The organism is Variovorax sp. 10N420 (assembly GCF_056394705.1).
Genome location: NZ_JBFTIJ010000007.1, coordinates 89,791 through 110,872 on the forward strand (window position 1 = coordinate 89,791; position 21,082 = coordinate 110,872).

Annotated in this window: 25 protein-coding genes; 13 read left to right on the forward strand and 12 right to left on the reverse strand. The window is 59.3% G+C overall.

From position 1 onward, the window contains the following. The first annotated feature begins 161 nt into the window (after positions 1-161). From AC1DEK_RS19130 to AC1DEK_RS19150, 5 genes are all read left to right on the forward strand, one after another. Complete coding sequence (locus AC1DEK_RS19130; protein WP_478126854.1) at positions 162-1,904, forward strand: PhoH family protein; 1,743 nt, start codon at positions 162-164, stop codon at positions 1,902-1,904. A 126-nt stretch (positions 1,905-2,030) separates the two neighbouring features. Next, positions 2,031-2,402 (forward strand): VOC family protein, encoded by a 372-nt coding sequence (locus AC1DEK_RS19135; RefSeq protein ID WP_478126855.1) that lies wholly within the window; start codon positions 2,031-2,033, stop codon positions 2,400-2,402. A 5-nt stretch (positions 2,403-2,407) separates the two neighbouring features. Further along, positions 2,408-2,863: an EVE domain-containing protein gene (locus AC1DEK_RS19140; protein ID WP_478126856.1), complete on the forward strand. Its 456-nt coding sequence runs from the start codon at positions 2,408-2,410 to the stop codon at positions 2,861-2,863. Between the two features lie 33 nt (positions 2,864-2,896). Then, positions 2,897-3,352 carry a GyrI-like domain-containing protein gene (locus AC1DEK_RS19145; protein ID WP_478126857.1) on the forward strand — a complete coding sequence of 152 codons (456 nt, stop codon included), beginning with the start codon at positions 2,897-2,899 and terminating at the stop codon, positions 3,350-3,352. Positions 3,353-3,405: 53 nt separating this feature from the next. Then, on the forward strand, positions 3,406-4,122 hold the full coding sequence (locus AC1DEK_RS19150) for a helix-turn-helix transcriptional regulator (protein WP_478126858.1): 717 nt from the start codon (positions 3,406-3,408) through the stop codon (positions 4,120-4,122). On the opposite strand, the gene dnaB is transcribed toward AC1DEK_RS19150, so the two are convergent. The 7 genes from dnaB to ppsA all read right to left on the reverse strand — a co-directional run bounded on the left by dnaB (position 4,123) and on the right by ppsA (position 10,345). Continuing rightward, complete coding sequence (gene dnaB, locus AC1DEK_RS19155) at positions 4,123-5,526, reverse strand: replicative DNA helicase (RefSeq protein ID WP_478126859.1); 1,404 nt, start codon at positions 5,524-5,526, stop codon at positions 4,123-4,125. 168 nt (positions 5,527-5,694) lie between these two features. Beyond that, the gene (gene rplI / locus AC1DEK_RS19160) at positions 5,695-6,147 is read right to left on the reverse strand and encodes a 50S ribosomal protein L9 (RefSeq protein WP_478126860.1); all 453 of its coding nucleotides are present in this window, start codon (positions 6,145-6,147) and stop codon (positions 5,695-5,697) included. A 13-nt stretch (positions 6,148-6,160) separates the two neighbouring features. Further along, positions 6,161-6,442 carry a 30S ribosomal protein S18 gene (gene rpsR / locus AC1DEK_RS19165; RefSeq protein WP_007830781.1) on the reverse strand — a complete coding sequence of 94 codons (282 nt, stop codon included), beginning with the start codon at positions 6,440-6,442 and terminating at the stop codon, positions 6,161-6,163. Between the two features lie 21 nt (positions 6,443-6,463). Then, on the reverse strand, positions 6,464-6,766 hold the full coding sequence (gene priB / locus AC1DEK_RS19170) for a primosomal replication protein N (RefSeq protein ID WP_478126861.1): 303 nt from the start codon (positions 6,764-6,766) through the stop codon (positions 6,464-6,466). Between the two features lie 4 nt (positions 6,767-6,770). After that, on the reverse strand, positions 6,771-7,145 hold the full coding sequence (rpsF, locus tag AC1DEK_RS19175; RefSeq protein WP_093109828.1) for a 30S ribosomal protein S6: 375 nt from the start codon (positions 7,143-7,145) through the stop codon (positions 6,771-6,773). 97 nt (positions 7,146-7,242) lie between these two features. After that, positions 7,243-7,743, reverse strand: coding sequence for a hypothetical protein (locus AC1DEK_RS19180; protein ID WP_478126862.1), 501 nt, complete (start codon positions 7,741-7,743; stop codon positions 7,243-7,245). A gap of 208 nt (positions 7,744-7,951) precedes the next feature. After that, positions 7,952-10,345 (reverse strand): phosphoenolpyruvate synthase, encoded by a 2,394-nt coding sequence (ppsA, locus tag AC1DEK_RS19185; protein ID WP_478126863.1) that lies wholly within the window; start codon positions 10,343-10,345, stop codon positions 7,952-7,954. Positions 10,346-10,532: 187 nt separating this feature from the next. On the opposite strand from ppsA, the gene ppsR reads away from it, so the two are divergent. Continuing rightward, a complete protein-coding gene (ppsR, locus tag AC1DEK_RS19190) occupies positions 10,533-11,354 on the forward strand; it encodes a posphoenolpyruvate synthetase regulatory kinase/phosphorylase PpsR (RefSeq protein ID WP_478097142.1) in 822 nt (273 codons plus the stop codon). 57 nt (positions 11,355-11,411) lie between these two features. Here ppsR and ahpF read toward each other — a convergent pair whose 3' ends face one another. Together ahpF and ahpC are read right to left on the reverse strand one after the other, a co-directional pair. Next, positions 11,412-12,989, reverse strand: coding sequence for an alkyl hydroperoxide reductase subunit F (gene ahpF, locus AC1DEK_RS19195; protein WP_478126864.1), 1,578 nt, complete (start codon positions 12,987-12,989; stop codon positions 11,412-11,414). Between the two features lie 82 nt (positions 12,990-13,071). After that, the gene (gene ahpC / locus AC1DEK_RS19200; RefSeq protein ID WP_478126865.1) at positions 13,072-13,644 is read right to left on the reverse strand and encodes an alkyl hydroperoxide reductase subunit C; all 573 of its coding nucleotides are present in this window, start codon (positions 13,642-13,644) and stop codon (positions 13,072-13,074) included. A gap of 244 nt (positions 13,645-13,888) precedes the next feature. On the opposite strand from ahpC, the gene bfr reads away from it, so the two are divergent. The 6 genes from bfr to hemP all read left to right on the forward strand — a co-directional run bounded on the left by bfr (position 13,889) and on the right by hemP (position 17,058). Next, positions 13,889-14,365 carry a bacterioferritin gene (bfr, locus tag AC1DEK_RS19205; RefSeq protein ID WP_478126866.1) on the forward strand — a complete coding sequence of 159 codons (477 nt, stop codon included), beginning with the start codon at positions 13,889-13,891 and terminating at the stop codon, positions 14,363-14,365. 157 nt (positions 14,366-14,522) lie between these two features. Next, a complete protein-coding gene (locus AC1DEK_RS19210) occupies positions 14,523-14,795 on the forward strand; it encodes a (2Fe-2S)-binding protein (protein WP_478126867.1) in 273 nt (90 codons plus the stop codon). 100 nt (positions 14,796-14,895) lie between these two features. Next, positions 14,896-15,594, forward strand: a complete 699-nt coding sequence (locus AC1DEK_RS19215; protein WP_478127082.1) for an energy transducer TonB — start codon at positions 14,896-14,898, stop codon at positions 15,592-15,594. A gap of 21 nt (positions 15,595-15,615) precedes the next feature. Then, a complete protein-coding gene (locus AC1DEK_RS19220) occupies positions 15,616-16,329 on the forward strand; it encodes a MotA/TolQ/ExbB proton channel family protein (protein ID WP_478126868.1) in 714 nt (237 codons plus the stop codon). A 5-nt stretch (positions 16,330-16,334) separates the two neighbouring features. Further along, entirely contained in the window at positions 16,335-16,748 is a 414-nt protein-coding gene (locus tag AC1DEK_RS19225) for an ExbD/TolR family protein (protein WP_478126869.1), read from the forward strand. Between the two features lie 91 nt (positions 16,749-16,839). Then, a complete protein-coding gene (gene hemP, locus AC1DEK_RS19230; RefSeq protein ID WP_478126870.1) occupies positions 16,840-17,058 on the forward strand; it encodes a hemin uptake protein HemP in 219 nt (72 codons plus the stop codon). Positions 17,059-17,226: 168 nt separating this feature from the next. Here hemP and AC1DEK_RS19235 read toward each other — a convergent pair whose 3' ends face one another. After that, positions 17,227-17,634, reverse strand: a complete 408-nt coding sequence (locus tag AC1DEK_RS19235; protein WP_478126871.1) for a GlcG/HbpS family heme-binding protein — start codon at positions 17,632-17,634, stop codon at positions 17,227-17,229. Between the two features lie 172 nt (positions 17,635-17,806). Between AC1DEK_RS19235 and AC1DEK_RS19240 the strand changes: the two genes are divergently transcribed. After that, positions 17,807-18,508: a Bax inhibitor-1/YccA family protein gene (locus AC1DEK_RS19240; RefSeq protein ID WP_478126872.1), complete on the forward strand. Its 702-nt coding sequence runs from the start codon at positions 17,807-17,809 to the stop codon at positions 18,506-18,508. Positions 18,509-18,556: 48 nt separating this feature from the next. Here the strand turns inward: AC1DEK_RS19240 and rlmD are convergent, their stop codons facing one another. Both rlmD and AC1DEK_RS19250 read right to left on the reverse strand, forming a co-directional pair. Continuing rightward, entirely contained in the window at positions 18,557-19,990 is a 1,434-nt protein-coding gene (gene rlmD, locus AC1DEK_RS19245; RefSeq protein ID WP_478126873.1) for a 23S rRNA (uracil(1939)-C(5))-methyltransferase RlmD, read from the reverse strand. Positions 19,991-20,032: 42 nt separating this feature from the next. Continuing rightward, entirely contained in the window at positions 20,033-21,076 is a 1,044-nt protein-coding gene (locus AC1DEK_RS19250; protein WP_478126874.1) for a sigma-70 family RNA polymerase sigma factor, read from the reverse strand. Positions 21,077-21,082 lie beyond the last annotated feature (6 nt).

Here is a 21,082-nt window from a genome sequence, read left to right on the forward strand (position 1 = left end):
GCGTTGGCGGCGCGCAACGAACTCAGGAGGCGACACTGTCGATGTGCATAATGGCTCCATGCCGTTGAGCTCCGCGACCGCATCCACCGAACAAAGCCGCCCAGGTCTTCAGGCGGCTTTTTCGTTTTCTGGCCCCTTCACTTTTGCGAGCGAACCGCCCCATGCCCCTGCCCCCCGCCCCCACAAAACGTGCCGCATTGCTTTCGCCGGACGCACACAATGCGCCGGCCCGCTCCTTGCACGGGAGGAGCGGCCGTCGCCCGTCGCAGCGCCGGTCGGAACAGGAGGAAACAAACGAGCCCCGGCCCCTTGAGCTTTTCGACCGGCGGGCCTCCGAAGGCGGCGGTGACGTCGAAACTCCCCCGTCACCAAGGTTAAAGGCACCCGCACCCGCGCCACAGGAAGCTCCGCAACGGCTCCCGGAGCCGCTTTCAAGCGCCGTCACGCCGGAGCAACCAAGCCAGACTCGCTCCAGGCGAAACAAGGGAAATGGTCCTGCCAAGCTCTTCGTTCTCGATACGAATGTGCTGCTGCACGACCCGATGTGCCTCTTCCGGTTCGAAGAGCACGACATCTTCCTGCCGATGATCGTTCTCGAAGAGCTCGACGGTCACAAGAAGGGAACGACCGAGGTCGCCCGGAACGGACGCCAGAGCAGCCGTACGCTCGACGGCCTGGCCGCGGCGCAGGGTGCGGACATTGGCAAGGGGTTGAAGCTGGACACCACCGGCCACCGCGAGGCCGGTGGCAAACTGTTCTTCCAGACTGCTCCGCTAAATTACTCCTTGCCCACCAGCCTGCCGCAAGGCAAGGCGGACAACCAGATCCTCGGCGTGGTACAGGCGCTGCGCGATCTCTATGCCAAGGATGGTCCCGGCCGGGTAAAGCAGGAGGTCGTGCTGGTGTCGAAAGACATCAACATGCGTGTGAAAGCGCGCGCACTGGGTCTCGCCGCAGAGGACTACCAGAATGACAAGACTCTCGAGGACGGCGACCTCCTCTATTCCGGATCGCTCGCACTGCCGGCGGATTTCTGGACGCGCCAGAGCAAGACAATCGAAAGCTGGCAAAGCGGGAGCAGCACGTTCTACCGCGTGAGCGGCCCGATCGTGCCCAATCTGTACATCAATCAATTCGTCTTCTTCGAAGCACCCGGAGAGCCGAGCATGTATGCGCGCGTGACCGAAATCCGGGACAAGACGGCCGTCCTCAAGACTCTCAAGGACTACGGCTCCGTCAAGAATGCTGTCTGGGGCGTGAACACACGCAACCGCGAGCAGAACTTCGCGATGAACCTGCTGATGGACCCTGAGGTTGATCTGGTCACGCTGACCGGCACTGCCGGCACCGGCAAGACATTGATGGCACTCGCATCCGGGCTCACGCAGGTGCTCGACGATCGTCGCTATACCGAAATCATCATGACGCGCGCGACGGTGAGCGTGGGCGAAGACATCGGCTTCCTGCCGGGAACCGAGGAAGAAAAGATGGGCCCCTGGATGGGCGCACTGGACGACAACCTCGAGTTCCTCGCCAAAGGCGACGGCGGCGGCGCCGGCGAATGGGGCCGTGCCGCCACCAATGAGCTGATCAGAAGCAAGATCAAGATCAAGAGCATGAACTTCATGCGCGGACGGACCTTCCTGAACAAGTACGTGATCATCGACGAGGCGCAGAACCTGACGCCAAAGCAGATGAAGACACTCGTGACCCGCGCAGGCCCCGGCACCAAGATCATTTGCATGGGCAATCTGGCGCAAATCGATACGCCCTATCTCACGGAGGGTTCGTCCGGCCTCACCTTTGCAGTGGACAAATTCAAGGGCTGGCCCCACAGCGGGCATATCACCCTGGCACGCGGAGAACGATCCCGCCTGGCGGATTTCGCCAGCGAGGTCCTGTAGGCGGGCTGAATCTCTTAAGGGGCGCTACGGGCGCCCTTTTTTGAGTCTTCAGAACGCTCCTGACAAGACGTTGTCAGGAGCTGTCGCGCAGCATGACGGCTTCATTCACTGCAAAGGAAGCCGCTCATGACATCCGCCATCAACTGGTTCGAGATCCCGGTCGCCGACATGGACCGCGCGCAATCGTTCTATGAAAAGATTCTGGGGCGCACACTGAAGCGTGAAGACTTCGGGGGAGGCATCATGGCCGTCTTCCCGTACGAAAGCTCCGCCACCGGTGGATGCCTGGTCGCCGGAAACACCCAATCAGCCGCCGCGGGGACCGGAGTCCGGATCTACTTGGACTGCGCCCCGAGCATCGATGCCGCACTGGCCCGTGTGGTGGCAGCCGGTGGGCAGGTCGTTACACCCAAAACAGCGCTCCCGGCGGAAATGGGCTTCTTTGCCCATCTTCGAGATACAGAAGGCAATGAAGTCGGCCTGCACGCCTTGGGATGACAGCGATGACACGCAAGAACTGGATCGCCGTCGCCAGCGCCGAACACGCCCGCCGCGGGCGCGATGATCCCAAAGGCGGCTTCATGCAGGTGGGCCACGGAAAGCTGGCGCCGCTCAAGCGAATCGCTGCCGGGGACCGGGTCGCCTACTACTCGCCCACCACCGAATTCGGCCACGCCGATAGGCTGCAGAGCTTCGTGTCGATCGGAGTCGTTCAGGGGGGCACGCCCTATGAGGCAGACATGGGCAATGGATTCATTCCATGGCGAAGGGACGTACGTTACGCGCCAGCCTGCGAAGCGCAGATCCTGCCTCTGATTGAAAAATTCGACTTCGTTGAAGACCCCACGAGATGGGGTTCCAAGTTTCGTTTCGGCCTCTTGGAGGTCGACGAGCACGATATTCGTTTGATCGCCGACGCCATGAAGGCAGACAGTCGGCTATTGGAATTGGACCTCTGACCTTTGATCTTTGAATTCCGGATGGAGAACTTGATGCAACCCGAACTTCAACGGCTGGATGCCTTCCGCGTCGCAGGACTCACAGCACGCACGACCAACCGCGACGAAACCGACCCACAGATTGCCCGCATCGGCCCATTGTGGGCACGCTTTTTCGATGAGCGCGTATACGAAAGAACGCCCAATCGGAAGGCCGACATGCACCTTTACAGCGTCTATTCAGGGTACGAGAGCGATGCGCACGGGGCCTACGACATTACCACCGGCGTCGCCGTGACCGACGCGCCTGCGGCAGTGCGCATCGAAGGTGGTGACTACCTTGTCTTCACCGGACACGGACAAATGCCGCAAATGGTGCTCGCGGTATGGCAGACGATCTGGCAGTATTTCGAGTCGCATCCGGAGGTCAAGCGCCGCTATCGCAGCGATTTCGAAGCGTACAGCGGCCCAGAGGAAGTCGCCATCCACATCGGAATCCAACTGGATTGACATGAAACTGAGAGCGGCACGACCCAAACAATGCATCCGAACCTGACGACTCCATGCGCCGTGCCGATCGCCTATTTCAAATCGTCCAGATCATCCGCGGACGCCGCCTGACGACTGCCGCTTTTCTCGCGCAGCGCCTGGAGATTTCCGAGCGCACCGTTTACCGTGACATCGCCGATCTCCAAGCGCAGGGAGTGCCACTTGACGGCGAGGCCGGCGTCGGATATCGGCTGGGCTCCGGCTTTGACTTGCCCCCGCTCATGTTCACTCAGGACGAAGCAGCGGCATTGGTTGCTTCGGCACGGCTCGCGCAGAGTTGGGTCGATGCGGCCATGGCGCGCGACATCGAATCGGCTCTTGGCAAGATCCTGTCGGTACTCCCGCCAGCGGCACGCGTGTCCGCCGAGAGCCTGGCGCTCTATGCGCCGGCATACGCCCTTGACGACGGCACACGCTTGCGGCTGCAGACGCTGCGGGAAGCTGTGCAGGCACGCCAGAAGCTGCGCATGGACTATCGCGATGTCGTGGGATCGCCAAGCCAACGCACGGTGCGGCCACTGGGTTGCTTCTATTGGGGAAAAGTGTGGACGTTCTCTGCCTGGTGCGAACTCCGCGGAGACTTCCGCGGATTCAGGATCGACCGAATCAGTCAGATCGAAGTCCTGCCGGAGCGCTTTCGTGACGAGCCGGGGAAAACGCTCGCTGACATGCTTCGGAGGCTGCAGGCGGACTCGCAGAAATCAGACGCGTCGACGCGCCAGATCGATTGACTAAAAATCGTCGCTGCCCATCGCGAGATTTTCAAACTTGGTCAGTGGCTTGAGGAACGCAAGCTTGACGGTGCCTGTCGGACCATTCCGGTGCTTGCTGATGATCACCTCGGCAACGCCAGGCTCCTTGCTGTTCTTGTCGTAGTAGTCGTCTCGATAGATGAACATGATGATGTCGGCATCCTGCTCAATCGCACCCGACTCGCGCAGATCACTCATCATGGGCCGCTTGTCGGTGCGGCTCTCCACACCGCGGCTGAGCTGCGAAAGCGCAATGACTGGACATTTGAGCTCCTTCGCCAGCATCTTCAAGCCACGGGAGATTTCACCAACTGCCGTGGCTCGGTTCTCGTCGTTCATGCTGCTGGACACGCTCATCAGCTGAAGGTAATCCACCACAATCAGCCCCAGCTTGCCATATTGACGAGCGAGCCTACGTGCATTGGCGCGCAATTCGCTCGTGGTCAGGCCCGGAGTTTCGTCGATGTGAAGCGACACGTTGCGCAGCTTCTCAATCGCTTCGGTAAGGCGCGGCCATTCTTCGTCCGTGAGCTTGCCCGTGCGCAAGTGGCCTTGGTCGATGCGGCCTATCGACCCGACGATGCGCACAGCCAGTTGCGAGGCACCCATTTCCATCGAGAACACTGCGACCGGCAAACCTTCGTTGAGGGCAACGTGTTCGGCAATGTTGATGGCCAGCGACGTCTTTCCCATCGACGGTCGCGCAGCCAACACGATCATGTCGCCCGGCTGCAGCCCCGAGGTCATCTTGTCGAATTCGTAAAAACCGGTGCGGACACCCGTGATGTCGTTCGGGTTCTCGGCCATCTCGGTCACCCGATCAAGCAATTCGACGACCAGGGAGTCCATGCCCTGGAAGCCTTGCTTCATGCGGGAACCTTCCTCGCCGATGTTGAAGATCTTCTGCTCGGCCTCGTCCAGGATCTTGTCGACAGGCTTGCCCTGCGTGTTGAAGGCATTGGTCGCAATCTCGTCGCTCGCGCTTACCAACTTTCGCAGGATCGAACGTTCGCGCACGATTTCAGCGTATCGGCGAATGTTGCTCGCGCTCGGTACGTACTGCGCGAGCGAATTGAGATAGGCAAGCCCACCGATCTCTTCGGCCTTACCGAGATTCTGCAATTGCTCATAGACGGTGATCACGTCCGCTGGCTTGCTGGCGTTGATCAGCATTCCAATCGCGCCATAGATCAGCTTGTGCTCATGGCGATAGAAGTCACTGTCTACCACAACATCGCCCATGCGATCCCAAGCGCCGTTGTCGAGCAAAAGTCCCCCAAGCACACTGGATTCGGCTTCTATCGAATGCGGGGGGATGCGCAGTTGCGCAATCTGACGGTCTGTAGATGGGTCGTTATCGGCGTATGAAAAAACGGCGGACATGGAGTTCCTTGCAACCCTGCATGCTAAGCCGCACACCGCTCGGCGTCACGTGGACAAGGCTGTGAATAAACAGTGATCTTCCGGTGCAGCACGCGGGGACAACACGAAGCGGCAGAAAAAAAGCCGCCCGAAGGCGGCTCTTGAGACGGGGATGAGCCCGCAGTTCGATCAGGCGCTTTCGCCGTACACCGTCACGGTGATTTCGACCACCACGTCCGTATGCAGTGCAACGCTGACGGTGCTGTCGCCGACGATCTTGATCGGACCGCTGGGCATGCGCACCTTCGACTTCGCAACCTTGTAGCCGAGCTTGTTGAGCTCCTCGGCGACATCGTGGTTGGTCACCGAACCAAACAGACGGCCATCAACGCCGGCCTTCTGCGTCAGCTTGACTGTCGTGCCCGCGAGCTTTTCGCCTTGAGCCTGGGACTCGGCCAACTTGGCGGCCGCGGCCTTTTCGAGTTCGACGCGCTTGGCTTCGAATTCGGCCTTGTTTGCCTCAGTGGCGCGACGCGCACGTCCGGTGGGGATCAGAAAATTCCGTGCATAACCGTCTTTGACTTTGACGATTTCGCCCAGCACACCAAGGTTGACGACCTTGTCCAGAAGAATGACTTGCATGTTGTCTTGCTCCTTAGACGCGGTGTTGGTCGCTGTACGGCACCATCGCGAGGAAGCGAGCGCGCTTGATGGCGGTGTTGAGTTGACGCTGGTAAATAGCGCGCGTGCCAGTCAGGCGAGCCGGAATGATCTTTCCGTTTTCGCTGATGAAATCACGCAAGGTGTCGATGTCCTTGTAATCGATTTCTTCGACGCCAGCGACGGTGAAGCGACAGAAGCGCTTGCGCTTGAAGAGCAGCGATTGTGTATTGCGCTTGGGGCGCTTGTCTTTGTTGAATTTCTTGAACGTGGCCATTTGAGGACCTCTTTTCGAAAATTAATCTTGCTGAAAATCCTGAATGTGCAAAACCGGATGCTTGCCGTTACCAGGAGTGGCGAGGAAACCCTGAAAACGCCAGAAACTTCCAAGAGCCTGCTTTGCGAGTCGCTCGGCTATTGCGCCGAACGCGACAGCTTTGATGGCTGTCTTGACCTGCCGGGGATGACCCACTTCGGCAATCGTCGACTCATGTTCGAGTCTCAAATCGACAGCAGGCAATCCGGCGGGGGTGAATCGCAAAGTTCCGATTTCGGCGACGCAGGCAGTCAGCACAAGCTGATTGGCTGCGGCGGCGCTCACACAATCAGTTGTTGTTGGCGGCGTATTCGGCCTGCTGAGCCTTGCGGGCTTCTTCGCGCTCTACAGTCTTCATCATTGAAGAAGGGCCGGTTTCGGCTTTCTTCTTGACAACGGTGAGGTGACGAAGAACGGCGTCGTTGAACTTGAACGCATGCTCCAGCTCGGCCATCACGGCTTGTTCAGCCTCGATGTTCACGCACAGGTAGTGTGCCTTGTTGAGCTTGTTGATCTGGTAAGCGAGCTGGCGACGGCCCCAGTCTTCAACACGGTGGACTTTGCCGCCGCCGGCAGTAATCAAGCCCTTGTACCGCTCCAGCATGGCCGGAACTTGTTCGCTTTGATCCGGATGGATCAGCAAGATGATTTCGTAGTGACGCATAGCGCTCCTTGTGGATCTTCCGTAGAAGGGATTAAGCCACCCGCAGCGTCGGTCGCGGTGTGGCAAGGCAAAGCCGGAAATTATAGCAGCGAGGCTGTCAATCGCCCGTCAGGGCGCGCTCCAAAGCCATGACTTTCTCCGGCCCCACAGCACTGCGGATCTTCGGGAGGAGATCGAGCAGTTCGTCGTAGTTGGAGGTCTTCTCTACTGACAGGTTGAGCCTGAATCCCCGCAATCCCAGGGCCCCGGTGAGTTGCGTGGCAATGGGATAGGCGTCTTTGTAGCGCTGCTGATTTGATCTTCCGTCGTCCTGTCGAGCGAGAACAAGCACCGGTGCGGGCTCGACGGGCGAGGATGAAATCTGCGCCGACGCCACAACCGAGTTGGGGGGTGCGGCAGACCCGAATGGAACGCCCAGTAGCCCAAGCTGAACAAGTTGGTCGATGTCTTCTCGGGCCACACCCACGCCGGCACCGATCACGTCGTCGACGCAGCGTTTTCCGTCGAAAAGAATAAATGCCGATCGCTGCCGCGCAGTCAGCGGCAGTGATCGATCCTTGAGCACCCGATGCCCGGCCTCTGTCTTTACAAGAATCATGATTTCGACGCCAAAGTCTGAAGTCGCAAACGCCGGCCGGCCGGCCGGCGCGTGTGCGCTCCGCAACTGCACTCCCTTGGAGCCGAGTTTGACACCAAAGATGCGTCAATTTGTAAAAGCAGCAACCTGACGCCACCATTACAGCCGGCGGCGTGACGTAAGTCGTTGCGTGGCAGTCACACAGTCGGAGCGCTCTGCTCCGACGTGCCTAGCGCGCTGCGAGTTGCTTCCAGGTGTCGATGACGCTGTCGGGGTTGAGCGAAATCGATTCGATACCCTGCTCTGCGAGCCACTGAGCGAAATCCGGGTGATCGCTAGGGCCCTGGCCGCAGATGCCAACGTATTTGCCTTCGGCTTTGCACGCCTTGATCACGCGACCGAGCAGTGCCTTGACAGCAGGATCCCGCTCATCGAAATCGGCCGCTAGCAACTCCAGGCCGGAGTCGCGATCCAGACCGAGCGTGAGTTGCGTCAAATCGTTCGATCCGATCGAGAAGCCATCGAAGTACTTCAGGAATTCCTCTGGGAGGATGGCATTGCTAGGTACCTCGCACATCATGATCAGCTTGAGCTCGTTTTCGCCTCGCTTGAGACCGTGGTCGCCCAGCAACTCAGTCACGCGCTTGGCTTGGCCCAGCGTCCGCACAAAAGGCACCATGATCTGAACGTTGGTCAGGCCCATCTCATTGCGAACTCGCTTGAGCGCTTCGCATTCCATGGCGAAGGCTTCGCCAAAATCGTCGCTGAGGTACCGCGCCGCACCGCGGAAGCCGAGCATCGGGTTTTCTTCTTCGGGTTCGTAGCGGCTGCCGCCGATCAGCTTGCGGTATTCATTCGACTTGAAATCCGAAAGCCGAACAATGACGGGCTTCGGCCAGAATGCGGCACCGATCGTCGCGATGCCTTCTGCCACCTTGTCGACATAGAACGCCCGCGGAGATGCGTGGCCGCGCGCAACTGATTCGACCGCCTTTTTGAGATCGACGTCCACGTTTGGATAGTCGAGGATCGCCTTGGGGTGCACCCCAATGTTGTTGTTGATGATGAACTCGAGCCGAGCCAGGCCCACGCCATGGTTCGGCAATTGGGCAAAGTCGAAGGCCAACTGCGGATTGCCGACGTTCATCATGATCTTAAGGTCGATCTCTGGCATTTCTCCACGCTTGACTTCGGTCACTTCGGTTTCGAGAAGCCCGTCGTAGATGAAGCCCGTGTCCCCTTCGGCGCAGCTCACCGTGACAAGCGTGCCGTCCTTGAGGAGATCCGTGGCATCGCCGCAACCGACCACCGCCGGAATGCCAAGTTCGCGTGCAATGATGGCCGCATGGCAGGTGCGCCCGCCGCGGTTCGTAACGATGGCAGCCGCACGCTTCATGACCGGTTCCCAGTTGGGGTCAGTCATGTCGGTCACCAGCACGTCGCCAGGTTGCACCTTGTCCATTTCGCTGATGCTGTGCACCAGGCGGACGGGACCGGTTCCGATCTTCTGGCCGATGGCGCGGCCCTCTGCCAGCACGGCGCCCTTGCCAAGCAGCTTGTATCGCTGTTCGGCCTTGCCCTGCTGCTGGCTCTTGACGGTCTCCGGGCGCGCTTGAAGGATGTAGATCTGTCCGTCGGTGCCGTCCTTGCCCCACTCGATATCCATCGGACGGCCGTAGTGCTCTTCGATCACAAGTGCGTACTTCGCAAGCTGCTCGACTTCGGCGTCTGTCAGTGAATAGCGGTTGCGCTGCTCGGCCGGCACGTCGGTCGTATTGACCAGCTTGCCGCTCGCTGCCTTCTGAGCCGCAGTTGCGAATTCCATCTGGATCAGCTTCGAACCGAGGTTCCGGCGAATGACCGCTCGTTTGCCTGCTTTCAGGGTGGGCTTGTGCACATAGAACTCGTCAGGGTTGACGGCCCCCTGCACCACGGTTTCGCCGAGACCATAGCTGGACGTGATGAAAACTACGTCCTCGAAGCCTGATTCGGTATCGATGGTGAACATCACGCCGGCCGCGCCCAGATCGCTGCGAACCATACGCTGCACACCCGCCGAAAGCGCCACCACGTCGTGCGCGAACCCCTTGTGAACGCGATAGCTGATCGCACGATCGTTGTAGAGCGACGCGAAGACCTCTTTCATCTTGTGAAGAACGTCGTCGATACCGACCACATTGAGGAAGGTCTCCTGCTGACCTGCGAAAGATGCATCCGGCAGGTCTTCGGCCGTTGCGGATGAGCGAACAGCGAAGCTGGCCTGGGGGTTGCCGGCCGAGAGGGTGGCGAATGCGGCTGCGATAGCCTTCTGCAGGTCCGCGGGAAAGGGCTGGTTCTCGACCATAGCGCGAATTTCGGCCCCGGCTGCGGCGAGGGCTCGCACATCATCAGTGTCGAGCTTTGCAAGCCTCGCACTGATCTTGTCGGCCAGTCCGTCGTGCGCGAGAAATTGCCGGAACGCGTGTGCGGTCGTCGCAAAGCCGGTAGGAACGCGCACGCCCTGGGGCAGTTGAGAAATCATCTCGCCGAGGCTGGCGTTTTTGCCACCAACCGACTCGACGTCGGTCATCCTCAGGTTTTCGAACGGTACGACCAGGGCGGTCGCTTCGAAGAGTGCAGACATGGGAAAGCTCCAGAAGTTGAAACTGATGCTGCATGCAGACGGCGCAACGCGATCATTCTTCTTGCTTGGGGCGCTGACGAGGGTGCATGGAAGGATTTCGACGGGAACGGCGTTCGGCATTCCCGATAATGGGCCGAATTGTAGGCGCGCCACGGACCGGCGCGCCTACGGACAAGGCAGCCATACCATGCACACCCGCACTGTTTTCTTCGTCTCCGACGGCACCGGCATTACCGCCGAAACCTTCGGGAATGCCGTCCTTGCCCAATTTGAAATGAAGCCCCGCCACGTGCGGCTACCCTTCACGGACACGGTCGACAAGGCGCACCAGGCGGTTCGACGGATCAACCACACGGCCGAAGTAGAAGGGCTGCGCCCTATCGTCTTCACCACGCTGGCCAATATGGAGGTCCTCGAGGTGATCGAAACCGGCTGCAAGGGCATGCTGCTCGACATGTTCGGCACATTCGTCCGGCCGCTCGAAATCGAGTTAGCGATGAAGTCAAATCATCGGATCGGCCGTTTCAGCGATGTGAGCAAGAGCAAGGAATACAACGAGCGGATTCAGGCCATCGATTTCAGCCTTGCACATGACGATGGCCAGAGCAACCGAGACCTTGATGGAGCGGATGTGATCCTCGTCGGCGTCAGCCGCAGCGGAAAGACCCCCACTTCGCTCTATCTCGCCATGCAGCATGGCCTCAAAGCCGCAAACTACCCGCTGATCCCCGAGGATTTCGATCGCCGCCAGCTGCCGCCCGCTCTGCTACCGCACCGCAAGAAGATCTTCGGCCTCACGATTCAACCTGAGCGGCTGAGCGAAATCCGTAACGAGCGGCGGCCGAACTCTCGCTATGCCAGTATCGAGAACTGCCGACATGAAGTCAGCGAGGCGGAGGCAATGATGCGCCGGGCCGGCATCCGATGGCTGTCGACCACGACCAAATCCATCGAAGAGATCGCGACGACCATCCTGCAGGAACTGCGTCCTGAACGACTGACGTACTGAACTCAGTGCCAATCGGCTCTCTGCCGGTTGGCGAGTTTTGCGCGAAGGCGAGCGGCGTCAGGCGGTGACTGCCTCTTCGGCAGGCGCCGAGGTTCGAATCAGGTGATCAAATGCGCTGAGCGCTGCCTTGGCACCGTCTCCCGCTGCAATGATGATTTGCTTGAACGGCACTGTCGTCGCATCGCCCGCGGCAAAGACACCCGGCACAGACGTTTGCCCCTTGGCATCGACCACGATCTCGCCGTGTTTCGACAGTTCGACGGTGCCCTTGAGCCAATCTGTATTGGGCACAAGACCGATCTGGATGAACACGCCTTCAAGCGGCACGGTGTGACTCTCGCCGCTCGCGCGATCCTTGTAGACCAGGCCGCTGACCTTCTGGTTGTCGCCCGTGATCTCGGTGGTCTGCGCATTCGTGATCACCTTCACATTCGACATGCTGCGCAGCTTTCGCTGCAATACCGCATCGGCTCGCAGTTGCGTGTCGAACTCGATGAGCGTGACGTGCCCCACGATTCCGGCAAGGTCGATGGCCGCCTCAACCCCTGAATTGCCGCCGCCGATCACCGCCACGCGCTTCCCCTTGAACAGGGGACCGTCACAGTGCGGGCAGTAGGCCACGCCCTTGTTCTTGTACTCGTGCTCACCTGGCACGTTGATGTTGCGCCAGCGCGCGCCGGTTGAAATCACTACCGAGCGGCTCTTCAGGGAAGCGCCGTTTTCGAGCTTCACCTCGATGTAGTCATTGCCCGGCACCAAAGCAGCAGCACGCTGCAGGTTCATGATGTCGACTTCGTAGTCGCGCACATGTTCTTCAAGCGCGAGGGCGAACTTGGGCCCTTCGGTTTCTCGGATCGATATGAAGTTTTCGATGCCCATCGTGTCAAGCACCTGCCCGCCGAAGCGCTCCGACGCAACGCCGGTGCGGATGCCCTTTCTCGCTGCATACACGGCCGCAGCGGCTCCAGCCGGCCCGCCGCCGACGATCAACACATCGAAGGGTTCCTTGGCGGCAATCTTCTTCGCCTCGCGCTCGACTCCGCTAGTGTCGATCTTTGCGAGGATCTCTTCCAGGCTCATGCGACCCTGACCGAATTCTGTGCCATTGAGGAAGACGGTCGGTACCGCCATGACCTGTCGCTCCTTGACCTCGTCCTGGAAAAGCGACCCATCAATCATGGTCGTCTTGATGCGCGGGTTCTGAACAGCCATCAGGTTAAGCGCCTGAACGACGTCAGGGCAGTTGTGGCAAGTCAGCGAAATGTAGATTTCGAATTCGAAATCTCCATCAAGCCCGCGAATCTGTTGCAGCACCGCCTCATCCACCTTGGGCGGATATCCACCGACCTGCAGCAGCGCAAGCACCAGCGAAGTGAATTCATGACCCATCGGCAAGCCTGCAAAGCGGGGGCCGTGGTTTTCACTCGGACGATTGATCGAGAACGAAGGCTTGCGATGGTTGTCGTCCCGGCTCTCCGTGATCTTCACCAGCGGAGACGACTCAGCAATGTCTTTCAGCAGCGATTGCAAATCGCTCGATGCCTTGCTCTCGTCGAGCGAAGCCACGATTTCGATTGGTTGAGCGATGCGATCGAGGTAGCTTTTGAGTTGCGATTTGGTGCCGGCGTCGAGCATGGTGGGACTCTCTCTTGGTGGTGCGAACGGAATAAAAAAGGCCCGGGAGCTATGCGCCCGGGCCGCGGCGCACGGAGGCGACTTAGATCTTGCCGACCAGGTCGAACGAAGGCTTCAGCGTTTCGGCGCCTTCAGTCCACTTGGCGGGGCAGACTTCGCCAGGATGTGCTGCAACGTATTGCGCGGCTTTCACGCGGCGCAGCAGTTCGGCAGCGTCGCGCCCGATTCCGTTGTCATGCACTTCGATGGTCTTGATCTTGCCCTCGGGGTCGATCACGAACGTGCCACGGTAGGCGAGGCCGGCGTCTTCGCCCTCTTCGATCAGCACCTGGAAGGCGCGGGCAAGTTGCTGGCTGGGGTCGCCGATCAGCGGATATTGGACCTTTGCAATGGTGTCCGATGTGTCGTGCCATGCCTTGTGCGTGAAGTGCGTGTCAGTCGACACACCATAAACCTCAACGCCGAGTTTCTGGAACTCTGCGTAGTGGTCGGCAAGGTCGCCGAGTTCGGTCGGGCACACGAACGTGAAGTCGGCCGGGTAGAACACCACGACAGACCATTTTCCCTTGAAGTTCTCGTTGCTAACCGGCACGAACTTGCCGTTGTGATACGCGGTGGCCTTGAACGGGACGATTTCGGTATTGATCAGGGACATGTTTACTTCCTTGGTGGCTGATGAAATGGGCGAGCAGTGAGTATAGCTACCAGATCTACTATTTCAATAGTCATTTGCTATGAAAAGTATGCCTGTCACCTATTGGGCCGCTCCCCGGAGCTCGAATTTCGGCGAATGCGAACAGGTATGAGCCTCAAACGCATGCCGAGCGCTCCAGCATGGGATTGCTTGCGCCCCGTCCCCACGCGCTCACAATCGACCCTTTCAAGAACAAGGAAAATCCATGAAGGGCGACCCTCAAGTCATCGATCATCTCCAGGCGCAACTCAAGAACGAGCTGACAGCGATCAACCAGTACTTTCTTCACTATCGGATGCTCAAGCATTGGGGCTTGGACAAGCTCGCAAAGAAAGAGTACGAAGAGTCGATCGGCGAGATGAAACACGCCGACAAGCTCATGGATCGCATCTTCATGCTGGATGGGCTACCCAACTTGCAAGATTTGGCCAAGCTCAACGTCGGCGAAGACGTGCCGGAGATTCTGGAGTGCGACTTGAAGGCGGAAACGGGCGCTCAAGCAACGATCAAGGCTGGAATCGCCCACTGCGAAGCTGTACGCGACTATGTCTCACGGGATCTTCTGCAGGAGATCCTGGACGACACGGAAGAACATATCGACTTCCTGGAGACGCAAATCGACCTCGTCGACAAGGTGGGACTTCAGAACTATCTGCAAGCGCAGATGGGGGAGATCGACTAGCTTTGCCTGAGGCGATGCACGTGGGGCTTGCCCCGATTTTTTTTGGGACTTTGTGCGTTGGGAACGGTCGCCCTACTCGGTCCATAGTTATTGCAAATGCGAAGAATTCGTATTTATAATGAACCCGTTCCCAACAGCCAGCGAAGTCGCTTCAACCATGATCGTTTGTGTATGCCGCCGAGTCTCCGACCGCGAAATCGCACGTCATGTGCGGGCCGGCATGAGCTTTGATGAAGTGCAGTTTGAACTCGGCGTGGCCACGCAGTGTGGCCAATGTGAAGGCTGTGCACGCGATGTCGTCGCCCAGTGCAGCGCCTTGCATCCCGTCGCTGCGCTCAGTCGCGAAACGAACCAAAGGGCGATCCATCTTGCCGATTCCATCCAGGAAAGCAACGCATGGAACTGTTCGCAGCACTCGGTGGCAGTCTGATCTTCGTAGCTGGTTCGACCTGGTGGATCTTTCGCAAGTAGTTCGCTAAGTGGTCTGCTGATGCGGAGCGCTCAAAGAGTGCTTCCTTATCGAAAAATTGATTGTGTCTGACCGCTTCTCCTCCCCCTCCACTTCGGTCCTTGGGCTGTCGCGCAATGCTGTTATCGCGGGAGGTGTGGTTCTCGCGCACCTCGCGGCTTTATGGGCGCTTCAAAGCGGCCTTCTGCGGCGGGCTGCGGAAGTGGTCATTCCGGTCGAGATCCTGAGCGAATTCATCGAGCCGCCCAAGCCTGTTGATCCGCCGCCTCCACCCCCGCCCCCACCGCCGGAGCCGAAACGGCAAATCACGAAAACGCCACCTCCGCCCAGACCGCAGGCCATTCGAGAACCCAAGCCGACTCCGGCACCCAGTGCGCCGACCGGCAGCATCGAACCGCCGCCCCCACCTGCACCGATTGCGCCCCCGGCTCCACCGGAGCCGCCCGCCCCTGCACCTGCGCCGCCTGCGCCGCCATCGGTCCAATTGCCGTCAAGCGACGCCGACTATCTGCAGAACCCGAAGCCGGTTTTTCCTGCCATTAGTAGGCGGCTTGGCGAGCAGGGCAAGACGGTCGTGCGCGTGCTGATTGGCGTCGATGGTCTGCCCAAGCGGGCGAGCATCCAGACGTCGAGCGGCTACGAACGCCTGGATGAGGCAGCGCGCAATGCTGTGATGTCTTGGCGCTTCGTACCGGGAAAACGCGACGGCGTCGTCGAATCCATGGAATTCAATGTGCCGATCAACTGGGTACTTAAATAATTTTTTCTGGAGCAACTTCGTATGAACTCGCAATTCGGCCTGATGAATGTCTGGCATCAGGGTGACTTCGTTACCAAGGCGGTCGCTCTCTTGTTGATCGGCATGTCACTGGCGTCATGGGTAGTGATCATCATCAAAGCGCTGGATGTGATCAGGTACAAGCGCTTGGCCAAGCACTCGCAGGACTTCTGGCATAGCGAGGACTTTGCAACTGCACTCAATAAGCTCGGCAAGGACGACAGCAATCCGTTTCGTGCGCTTGCACTGGAAGGCCGAGAAGCCGCGGCGCATCACCGCAACACCAAAGCTCACCTCCATGATGCGCTCGACGTCAGCGACTGGATTACGCGCGCCCTTCGCAATGGCATCGATGAATTCACAGCGCGGCTTCAGACCGGGCTCGCAGTGTTGGCGTCAGTCGGTTCGACTGCTCCGTTCATTGGCTTGTTCGGCACGGTCTGGGGCATCTATCACGCCTTGATGAGCATCGGTTCCGCCGGTCAGGCAACAATCGACAAGGTGGCCGGACCGATCGGAGAAGCGTTGATCATGACGGCGCTAGGTCTCGCCGTGGCCATTCCCGCGGTACTGGGCTACAACGCGCTGGTCCGCGGCAACAAATTCGTACTAACCAAGCTCAACAGCTTTGCGCATGATCTGCACGCGTATTTCGTCACGGGCGCAAGAGTGCAAAGCGGCGGCGAAGCGACGGTCGTTCCACTCAAGAAGGGCTGAGCACCATGGCGTTCGGAACACAAGATGAACCCGATGAAGTGATGAACGAAATAAATATGACGCCGTTGGTCGATGTCATGTTGGTCTTGCTGATCATTTTCATCATCACCGTGCCGGTCATGAAGCATGCGGTAAATATCGACTTGCCGAGAGCCACGAGTGAGCCCGAGCAGGCCAAACCTCAGAACGTCTTGTTCACCGTGGCGGCGGACGGCACCTATTTCTGGAACGACCAGAAGATCGAGGATTCCGAACTGGCGGGGCGCCTCGCTGTCGAAGCGGCCAAAGAACCGCAGCCAGAGCTGCATATTCGCGGAGACAAGGCAGTCCGGTATGAACGCGTGGCTCAGGCAATGTCTGCCGCTCGTCAAGCGGGTGTACGCAAGATCGGCTTCATCACCGAGCCGGAGCCCAGATAGGAGTTCGGACGAAAGGTCGATCAGTTCGTTGACTTTTTGTTGAGAATAATTATCATTTGCAAATCGCCCGATAAACCCGGCAAGACACTTCATGCAAACCTCGCCCAACTCCCTCTCCGTCTCGAGTCATCGTTCGCTGGATCATGTCGGCCGTAGTAGAGCTTCGACTGTCGACGATTCAATAGGCCTACCGTCATTGGTCGAGAGCACCGAACTGCTCAAGGGCGGCAAGACGGTGGGTATTCTGCACAATGGTTCGCTCTATCGGCTGCAAGCCACCAAGCTGGGCAAGCTGATCCTGACCAAATAGTGGCCATTTCGATTTCGCGCAAGTTTCATCGTGGGGCGACCAAAGGAGAATCCTCCCAGGGTCGTTTTAGCTAGCCAACGGTTCGCCGACAGCCATGCTTTTTTTCCACGTTTGTCGATCAAACAAAAAAACGCCGACGCAGAGTCGGCGTTTTCGTTTGAGTCGCTGTCAGAGGCCAATTGCAGCAATACCAGCGCGTGCGATTTGCGCATCTTCATTGGACTTGACACCGCTTACCCCGACCGCGCCGATCACGTGACCGTCTTTCACGATCGGCACCCCACCTTCAAGCAATCCTTGGATGCCCGGCGCTGTCAAGAACGAGGTACGACCGCCGTTGATCATGTCCTCATACGTCTTGCTTTCGCGTCGCCCTATGGCGGCGGTGTGCGCCTTGGCAGGCGCAATGTGCGATGAAAGCGCTGCGGCCCCATCGAGCCGCTGCAGCCACAACAAGTTTCCGCCGTCGTCTGCGATGGCGATGGTGACAGCCCAATTGTTCTTGAGCGCCTCAGCCTCCGCTGCTGAAGCGATGGCCTTGACATCGGCGAGTTCGAGAAAGGACTTGGACTTCATGATCTTCAGGAAAAGTTGAGTAACCCGAGAGCATAGCGCTCGCTTTATCCCAGGCTCCGGTGCCCCCGGCAGCTAAGACCATCTCGGCGCAGGTATTTGTGATTTGACTCCCTTGCAACGACCTAGAATGCGCCCAACTGCAGCGTTGCAGCACATACCTGGAGTTTCAGCAATGAACGACCGTGTCACTACCCTCGATACCTCCTCCGCTTACGGCCGGCCGCTAGCCCAAGCGGATCGGCAGCGCGTACTGCGCAACACCTACTGGCTGCTTGCTCTGAGCCTGCTGCCCACCGTGCTCGGCGCCTGGCTTGGCGTCGCGACCGGAATCACTCGCAGCCTCACGGGCGGACTCGGGCTCATGGTGTTCATGGGCGGTGCCTTCGGCTTCATGTTTGCGATCGAAAAGACGAAGAACTCGGCTGCGGGCGTTCCCGTTTTGCTGGGTTTCACCTTCTTCATGGGCCTGATGCTCTCGCGCCTGATCGCAATGGTGCTCGGGTTCAAGAACGGCTCCGAACTCATCATGACCGCCTTCGGGGGTACCGCGGGAGTGTTCTTCCTGATGGCTTCTCTCGCCACGGTGATCAAGCGAGACCTCTCGGGTATGGCTAAGTGGCTCTTTGTAGGCGCGATGGTTCTGATGGTGGGCGCGATCATCAACGTGTTCGTCGGTTCGAGCGCGGGCATGCTGGCGATCTCGGTCGTCGCCATTGGAATTTTCTCTGCCTACATGCTGTACGACCTGAAGCAGATCATCGACGGCGGCGAGACCAATTACATCAGCGCGACGCTCGCGTTGTACCTCGACCTATTCAACGTGTTCCAGAGCCTGCTGATGCTGCTCGGTATTTTCGGCGGCGACCGCGACTGAACAATTTCGACCTAAACCAAAAAGGGCCCGCAGCAGCGGGCCCTTTTTTCATGCGCGGTCGAACACCGCTATAGATTCAACGTGTGCCGTATGAGGAAACATGTTGACCACACCGGCGAACGTACACCGATAGCCCGCTTGATGCACCAGAAGCCCCGCATCACGGGCAAGCGTCGAAGGGTTGCAGCTCACGTAGACAATCCGCTTCGGAGGTGTCCATTCTTCTCGCCCAAGCAAAGCCTGCTGATGGAGATCGGCGAGCGCCTTGGCGAGTGCGAATGCTCCCTCGCGCGGCGGATCCACGAGCCACTTTTCAGCAGCACCGTCTGCCATGAGCCTCTCAGGCGTCATGTCGAACAAGTTGCGTGCGACGAAGCTCGTCGCCGCGAGCGGCCGCCGGCCAGGGGTCGCCGCTCGATTGCGTTCGAAGTTTTCGGTGGCGCGCGCGACCAGCGTGTCGCTGCCTTCAATCCCCAGTACTTCACGCGCCCGGCTCGCAAGTGGCAGCGTGAAATTGCCAAGCCCGCAGAACCAGTCGATCACGCGTTCGTCAGACCTCACATCGAGCAGTCGAAGCGCCCGACCGACGAGCACACGATTGATATGCGGATTGACCTGCGTGAAATCGGTCGGTTTGAACGGCATCCTCACGCCGAACTCGGGCAATTCATAAGCCAGAAGGGTGCCGCCCTCTTCCAGCAATTTCACCGTCTCGGGGCCTTTGGACTGCAGCCACCACTGGACGCCTGAGTGCTGCGCCGCAAATGTCTTCAGCCGAGCAACGTCAGCATTGGACAGCGGTTCCAAATGCCTCAGCACGAGTGCGATGACGCCCAGACCAAGGCCATCCGGTGCGTCGCCGCAGGCCAGTTCAATTTGCGGACAGGTTTCGCGAGCGTCCATCGAGCCGATGAGTTCACGCAGAGGCATCAGCATCTCGCTGACCTGCACTGGCAACACGGGGCATACCTTCATGTCCGCCAAATAGCGACTCTTGCGTTCGTGGAAGCCGATCAGCACGGTTCCTTTTTTCACGACGTGGCGCACGGACAGGCGCGCCCGATAGCGGTAGTGCCAGGCGGGTCCTTCGAGCGGACGCAGGATGTTGTCGGGCCGCACCTTCCCGAGGTGCCAAAGGTTGTCTTCAAGCGCGCGCTGCTTCACAGCAACCTGCGCGGCCGCGTCGAGATGCTGCATCTTGCAGCCACCGCAAGCGCCTGCGTGCAAACCGAAGTGCGGGCAGCCCGGCCGCACTCGCTGCGACGATTCGCGACCAATGGTCGTCACGGTGCCCTGCTCCCAATTGTTCTTCTTGCGATGAACGTTGAACTGCACCTCTTCGAAGGGCAAGGCACCTTCGATGAACACCACCATACCGTCCGCTTTGTGAGCGACGCCTTGCGCGTCGAGGTCGAGCGATTCGACCTGCAGCCATTCACCGCTCGAGCGCTGCGCCTCTTTCTTTTCTTTCGAATCCGTCATGCCCGAATTGTCTCAGGCCGCGGGAGGGGATCATCCCAGGTCTTATAAAAGTGCGTCGCGCTGCACACCGGCGCGAGCCAGTTGTCGCCGCATCTTCGCAAGCGCCTCATTCTGGATCTGTCGAACGCGTTCACGCGTGAGGCCAAGACGCGCACTCAGCACCTCGAGTGTTTCTGGATCGCGATCATGCAGACCGAAGCGCCCTTCCAGGACCTCTCGCTCGCGCTCGTTCAGAACGCGGATCCACTGATCGAGAAGCTTCTCTATTTCGTGCGTCTGCGTAACGCCTGTCGGGTCGGCACCGTCATCGACCGAAGCCACGATATCGGCGAGCGTAAAGCTTTCATCGCCACGTTCGCTGCCTGCGTCCAGCGAACGCGGCGCCTCCGCGAGCGCCATCAGGTCCGCCACCGCTTGCACCTCAAGGCCCAGGAATACAGCCACGTCTTCGACGCGCACGCCGTCGGGTCGGCGAGCGAGAAATTCTGGATCGCCTTCCAGCGCACGGCGCGCGCGCATCAACTGCTGGAGTTCGCGCACGACATGCACCGGCAATCGGATGGCGCGCGCCTGCATCATTGCCGCACGTTCGATGGACTGCCGAATCCACCACGTCGCATAGGTCGAGAAGCGGAACCCGCGCTCCGGCTCGAACTTGTTGATCGCATGCATCAGGCCGAGATTGCCTTCCTCGATCAGATCGCCCATTGGGACGCCGCGTCCGAGATAGCCCTTTGCGATGTTGACCACCAGACGAAGGTTGTGCTCGATCATCGATTGCCGCGCGGAAAAGTTGCCGCTTCGCGCCGCGCAGGCGGTTCGATACTCTTCTTCCGGAGTGAAAAGCTGGGTTCGGCGGACTTCGCGCAAGTAGAGCGTCAGCGAATCGCCGCCTTCGCCCGCCGTATCAACCAGGGTCGCATCGCGCGGATTTCCGATGTGCTTCTCTTCGCCGCTCCCGCCTAAATCGCCCTGGAAGGTGATCCGTTCAGTGTCGGTGAGTTGCGCGGGACCGAAAGCCGCAGTGCCGCCGTCGCCCGCCGCTCGCCGCACGGCCGCAGTGCGATAAGGGCGGGAAGCGGCCATGGCATG

Coding starts and splice junctions, on each gene's coding strand:
- AC1DEK_RS19130 (WP_478126854.1), top strand. CDS start 162: ATGCCCCTGCCCCCCGCCCCCACAAAACGTGCCGCATTGCTTTCGCCG.
- AC1DEK_RS19135 (WP_478126855.1), top strand. CDS start 2,031: ATGACATCCGCCATCAACTGGTTCGAGATCCCGGTCGCCGACATGGAC.
- AC1DEK_RS19140 (WP_478126856.1), top strand. CDS start 2,408: ATGACACGCAAGAACTGGATCGCCGTCGCCAGCGCCGAACACGCCCGC.
- AC1DEK_RS19145 (WP_478126857.1), top strand. CDS start 2,897: ATGCAACCCGAACTTCAACGGCTGGATGCCTTCCGCGTCGCAGGACTC.
- AC1DEK_RS19150 (WP_478126858.1), top strand. CDS start 3,406: ATGCGCCGTGCCGATCGCCTATTTCAAATCGTCCAGATCATCCGCGGA.
- dnaB (WP_478126859.1), bottom strand. CDS start 5,526: ATGTCCGCCGTTTTTTCATACGCCGATAACGACCCATCTACAGACCGT.
- rplI (WP_478126860.1), bottom strand. CDS start 6,147: ATGCAAGTCATTCTTCTGGACAAGGTCGTCAACCTTGGTGTGCTGGGC.
- rpsR (WP_007830781.1), bottom strand. CDS start 6,442: ATGGCCACGTTCAAGAAATTCAACAAAGACAAGCGCCCCAAGCGCAAT.
- rpsF (WP_093109828.1), bottom strand. CDS start 7,145: ATGCGTCACTACGAAATCATCTTGCTGATCCATCCGGATCAAAGCGAA.
- AC1DEK_RS19180 (WP_478126862.1), bottom strand. CDS start 7,743: ATGATTCTTGTAAAGACAGAGGCCGGGCATCGGGTGCTCAAGGATCGA.
- ppsA (WP_478126863.1), bottom strand. CDS start 10,345: ATGTCTGCACTCTTCGAAGCGACCGCCCTGGTCGTACCGTTCGAAAAC.
- ppsR (WP_478097142.1), top strand. CDS start 10,533: ATGCACACCCGCACTGTTTTCTTCGTCTCCGACGGCACCGGCATTACC.
- ahpF (WP_478126864.1), bottom strand. CDS start 12,989: ATGCTCGACGCCGGCACCAAATCGCAACTCAAAAGCTACCTCGATCGC.
- ahpC (WP_478126865.1), bottom strand. CDS start 13,644: ATGTCCCTGATCAATACCGAAATCGTCCCGTTCAAGGCCACCGCGTAT.
- bfr (WP_478126866.1), top strand. CDS start 13,889: ATGAAGGGCGACCCTCAAGTCATCGATCATCTCCAGGCGCAACTCAAG.
- AC1DEK_RS19210 (WP_478126867.1), top strand. CDS start 14,523: ATGATCGTTTGTGTATGCCGCCGAGTCTCCGACCGCGAAATCGCACGT.
- AC1DEK_RS19220 (WP_478126868.1), top strand. CDS start 15,616: ATGAACTCGCAATTCGGCCTGATGAATGTCTGGCATCAGGGTGACTTC.
- AC1DEK_RS19225 (WP_478126869.1), top strand. CDS start 16,335: ATGGCGTTCGGAACACAAGATGAACCCGATGAAGTGATGAACGAAATA.
- hemP (WP_478126870.1), top strand. CDS start 16,840: ATGCAAACCTCGCCCAACTCCCTCTCCGTCTCGAGTCATCGTTCGCTG.
- AC1DEK_RS19235 (WP_478126871.1), bottom strand. CDS start 17,634: ATGAAGTCCAAGTCCTTTCTCGAACTCGCCGATGTCAAGGCCATCGCT.
- AC1DEK_RS19240 (WP_478126872.1), top strand. CDS start 17,807: ATGAACGACCGTGTCACTACCCTCGATACCTCCTCCGCTTACGGCCGG.
- rlmD (WP_478126873.1), bottom strand. CDS start 19,990: ATGACGGATTCGAAAGAAAAGAAAGAGGCGCAGCGCTCGAGCGGTGAA.
- AC1DEK_RS19250 (WP_478126874.1), bottom strand. CDS start 21,076: ATGGCCGCTTCCCGCCCTTATCGCACTGCGGCCGTGCGGCGAGCGGCG.